General features: G+C 59.0%; 3 protein-coding genes. All 3 read left to right on the plus strand.

Going from position 1 to position 3,667, the window contains the following annotated elements; translation table 11 throughout:
* Window positions 1-619: 619 nt before the first annotated feature.
* Window positions 620-1,447: a hypothetical protein gene (locus ACTWP6_RS29995; RefSeq protein ID WP_443189608.1), complete on the plus strand. Its 828-nt coding sequence runs from the start codon at window positions 620-622 to the stop codon at window positions 1,445-1,447.
* 841 nt (window positions 1,448-2,288) lie between these two features.
* Window positions 2,289-2,555, plus strand: a complete 267-nt coding sequence (locus tag ACTWP6_RS30000) for a hypothetical protein (protein WP_443189609.1) — start codon at window positions 2,289-2,291, stop codon at window positions 2,553-2,555.
* A gap of 344 nt (window positions 2,556-2,899) precedes the next feature.
* Window positions 2,900-3,667: TIGR04255 family protein (locus ACTWP6_RS30005; RefSeq protein WP_443189610.1), on the plus strand; the 768-nt coding region annotated here is incomplete at its 3' end.

Consider the following 3,667-nt stretch of genomic DNA (forward strand, 5'->3'; position numbering starts at 1 on the left):
ACCTAGCGACCTCCCCTGCCTGCGGCTAACCGTCAAACAACTGCCAGACGTCGATCAGGGTGCGTACGACTGCGACGACGAACGCGAGGGCGGGCCAGATCGGAGGGCGGGGGTTGCGGCCCGGGGGATGGGGGTGGTCCATTGCGTGTGCTCCTTTCGAATGAGTTCCTGTGGTTCAAACCCCGGGCCCGAGGTAGTTGTCGTCAATCAGCTCCTGGGGCGGAGCTTCGTGCGACTGACACCAGACAAGCGTCTCTTCCGTCTGCTGTCGACTACACTCGATCTCGGCAGCAACACGGATTGTCACGCCTATTTGACATTGACCCTTTCAGAGGACATAGGAGACCCATAGGCCTGTCAATCCGTTTTCTGCGAAAGGTCAACATCCGAGTACGGTGTCGGTATGGATGCCAGGGATCAGCGCCCAAAATCGAAGCCCCGGCGCGACGTCATACGAGAGCGGATCAATGGGTTGGAGACGTTGCGAGCAGGCCTGCACCCGGTTGACGTAGAGGTACGAGCTCACTTGACGCGGTGGGCCGAAGCGACGATTACACCACCGGCTGATGTCGCAATCCGGGCGGGGTTCGTTCGACGGCTGCTTCCTCTTGTGGAAGGGGTGGAGTTCGACGAAGCCAAGCTGGTCGACCGACCCAAGCCGGCCCTGCCGCGTCAGCCGCCCCTGGCGGCATTGGTATCTCTGACCAAGGGAGTGGGTTTACGGGTAGGTCTCACACTCCTCTATTTGGCACAAACCGGTGATGCCCTTGGAAAAGACGCCCTCCTGAAGCCCACGGTCGACGGTGAGGACGATGCAGTCGGGTTGGTCGACTTGATCGCAATCCCTGCTTCTCACAATCCATCCAAGAATGCTGCGTTTGCGAGCAACTCCCGCAATAACCGGAAGCGTCAGATTCGCGATGCGCTTGTGCAACTCGACAAGCTCGGCGTCGCCGAGGTGCCCCCTGGCGGCAAGAAGGGAGAACTGCGATTCGATGACCAGGTGCATCTCAATCGGGAGAGCGGGCGTACCGCTGCCGGCACTAAGCGATACACACGGCCAGCCTCGCAGAACAGGATTTTTTCAGTCCCGACGACGTTCTTCACCAATGGATGGGTGCATGCCCTGAGTAAATCCGAGACCGCGATGTGGTTGATGCTGCGCGACCTGAAATACCGTGGTGAGACTGCAGCGGACCGCCTGATCATCCGCGCCCGTGACCGACTGCTCGAGTACGACCTTTCGCGAGCGGTGTGGGACACGCATATGAGGCTGGAGGAATACGGGCTGATCGTGGTACACCGGGATCCGAACCGCCGGCGTAATGGCACTACCGCGGCGGGCGAAAGAGCGCTCCCGCACCACTTCGAACTACGCGATGAAGGACTGGTCGAAGATGGTTTGTCGAGTGTCATTTCGTTGCTTAACGAGATGCGTTCTCGCTAAACAATTTGATGCACGGACGGTCTCCGTAGGACACGGAATTAATTGCCGTGCAACAGGTCCGCTATAACGATGTGCTTACGCGCATCCGCGTTAGTTGATGACAGCGGTCTGTCGCTGTTCCAGTGTATCGAGAACCCGGCCGAATGACTTCGCAGTTCGGTCCTACCTATACGCGGTAGGGAGGGTCGATCATCAGGCACTGCAGCAGGGCGGGGGCCACCACCGCGGACTGTGCGCCGCGGTGGTGGACCCGCGTGGCCGCCACTATCTGGTCCGACCAGGCCGGGAGCGCCGCGGCTGGCCGGCACTTTGCGTCGGGTTAGTTGAGTTAGTCCCATGCCTAGATCCATCGCAACGGGGTCGTGGATACCGCGAGCCGAGTCAGCCCTGTTTTGAAACTTGCCGACCATGGCTGGCGCTTGGTGTGTCAGTTTGGCGCGGGAGGAAACCGAAACAGAAACCAAAAGAGAAACTTTTGGCGTAGACTGCGCCTAGAGCACCGAAGCCCTGGCGATCAGGGTGAGATCGCTCAGGGCCGGCGTCTAGTTGGGTGACTAGGGATTCGACTCTAGCCGATCTCGCGTGTAGTGCTCTACGGATGGGCGCAGGCCCAGATATGGAGTGTCGACATGCCACGAGCAGTGAGTAGAAGTGCGCGAACCGGCCGTTTCGTGAAGGCGTCAACTGCACGTCGAAATCGCCGAACGACCACTACTGAGTCCGTGGGGCGAGGAACGAAGAACGCGAAGGTCGTTCACCGCTCCGCGGCGAGTGGAAGGTTCGTGAAGGCGACCACAGCGCGCCGCAACCCAGAAGCCACTATCAGGCAGCGTGTTTGACGATGGCCGCCGGTTTCAAGATGAGCCGCGACTTCGAAAAGCAACTGGCCCGCGCGGCCAAACCAGCGCTGCAGGACGTTGCAGCAAAGCTGCAGGTGACCTTGGACTCCATGCAGGAGCGCTATAAGGGGCGACCGGTCGTCGAGATCGTCCCTGTTCTGAAGCGCGAGCTGGCTAGGTTCGGCGGCTCGATCTCGGAGGAAGAAGTGGAAAAGTACGCCACCGCAATCAGCAACGGCATATCGATCCAAACGCGGGCTGGGGGTTAACGGACGTCCGGGGGCGTGTGGCGGCCCGACGCCGCGCGCCCCCGGCTTCCAGGTTGTTCGTCAGCATCGAGTTGTCGCGCTAATTCGCCGGGGAATGGGAATCGCCTTAGCTCCGACCGCTGAAAGAGTGTGTATTAGAGCCGGAGCGCGGACGCCCTCCGGCTCTTCGAGCGCAAGCTGCTGCCTACCTTGGTAGCGCATAGGTCCTATGCGCGACGAAGGCCACACGAGTCATAGGGTGGCCCCGTCATGCGGTCCCCGCCCGTGCGTCCACTCGAAGTGCCGGTCACCCTGTCCCTGGCAGGTTATAGTCTTGGTTTCGGATCTGGTTTCCTAGGAGGACAATGACCTACCCTCGCCGGGAGGTGTACGCGCACGCCCCACTTGCGATGGTGACGGTGGAGGTTCAACTCAACTATGAGCCTCTGATCAAGAAACAGAGCACACTCGATGTGTTCGGAACGGCTGTAAGAGAAGTCCTGCCTGTCTTAGAGCTTTCCGGGGTCTTTCTGAAGCAGAAGGACCGCCAAGATTCCGATGACGATTCACCAAAGCTACGTGCAATTCGTCAGGACGGTCAGGCGGTCGCAGCATTGTCGCCAACATCGCTGTCGCTGTCGGTTTCCGGCGAAAGTTATAGGGGCTATAAGGAGACCTTCGAGCCGTTATTGCGTTCAGTGGTAGAGGCATATGAGACAGCTGTACCGAACTCCTCGGTGCGAAGAATCGGCTTACGGTATCTTGACGAGATTAGAGTTCCGGAGCCGCCTAGTGATCTCACTGGATGGAGCCATTGGATTGCGCCAGAGCTGGTGGCTGCTTCGACGATATTTCCGGGTGGCGAACACAACGGTATACGAGCGTTTTACCATAATTCTGAGGGCGATCGTGAATTAGTGTGCTCATGGGGGACATTCCACGGCGCCACTGTCGTGGGCCAGGATCAGCCATTTAGTAGGAGCGGCTTGCCGGAAACGCGGATGTTTGTGCTCGACGTTGATAGTGCGACAAAATTTCCGGAGTATCACATCTTTGGCGCCGGGGATGTTCTGGAAACAGTGAAAATTTTGCACGAACCGATCGGACTTGTGTTCCAAAGTTCGATTACCGAT

Origin of the sequence: Mycobacterium sp. 4D054, from assembly GCF_052245755.1 — a bacterium.
Lineage (GTDB): Bacteria > Actinomycetota > Actinomycetes > Mycobacteriales > Mycobacteriaceae > Mycobacterium.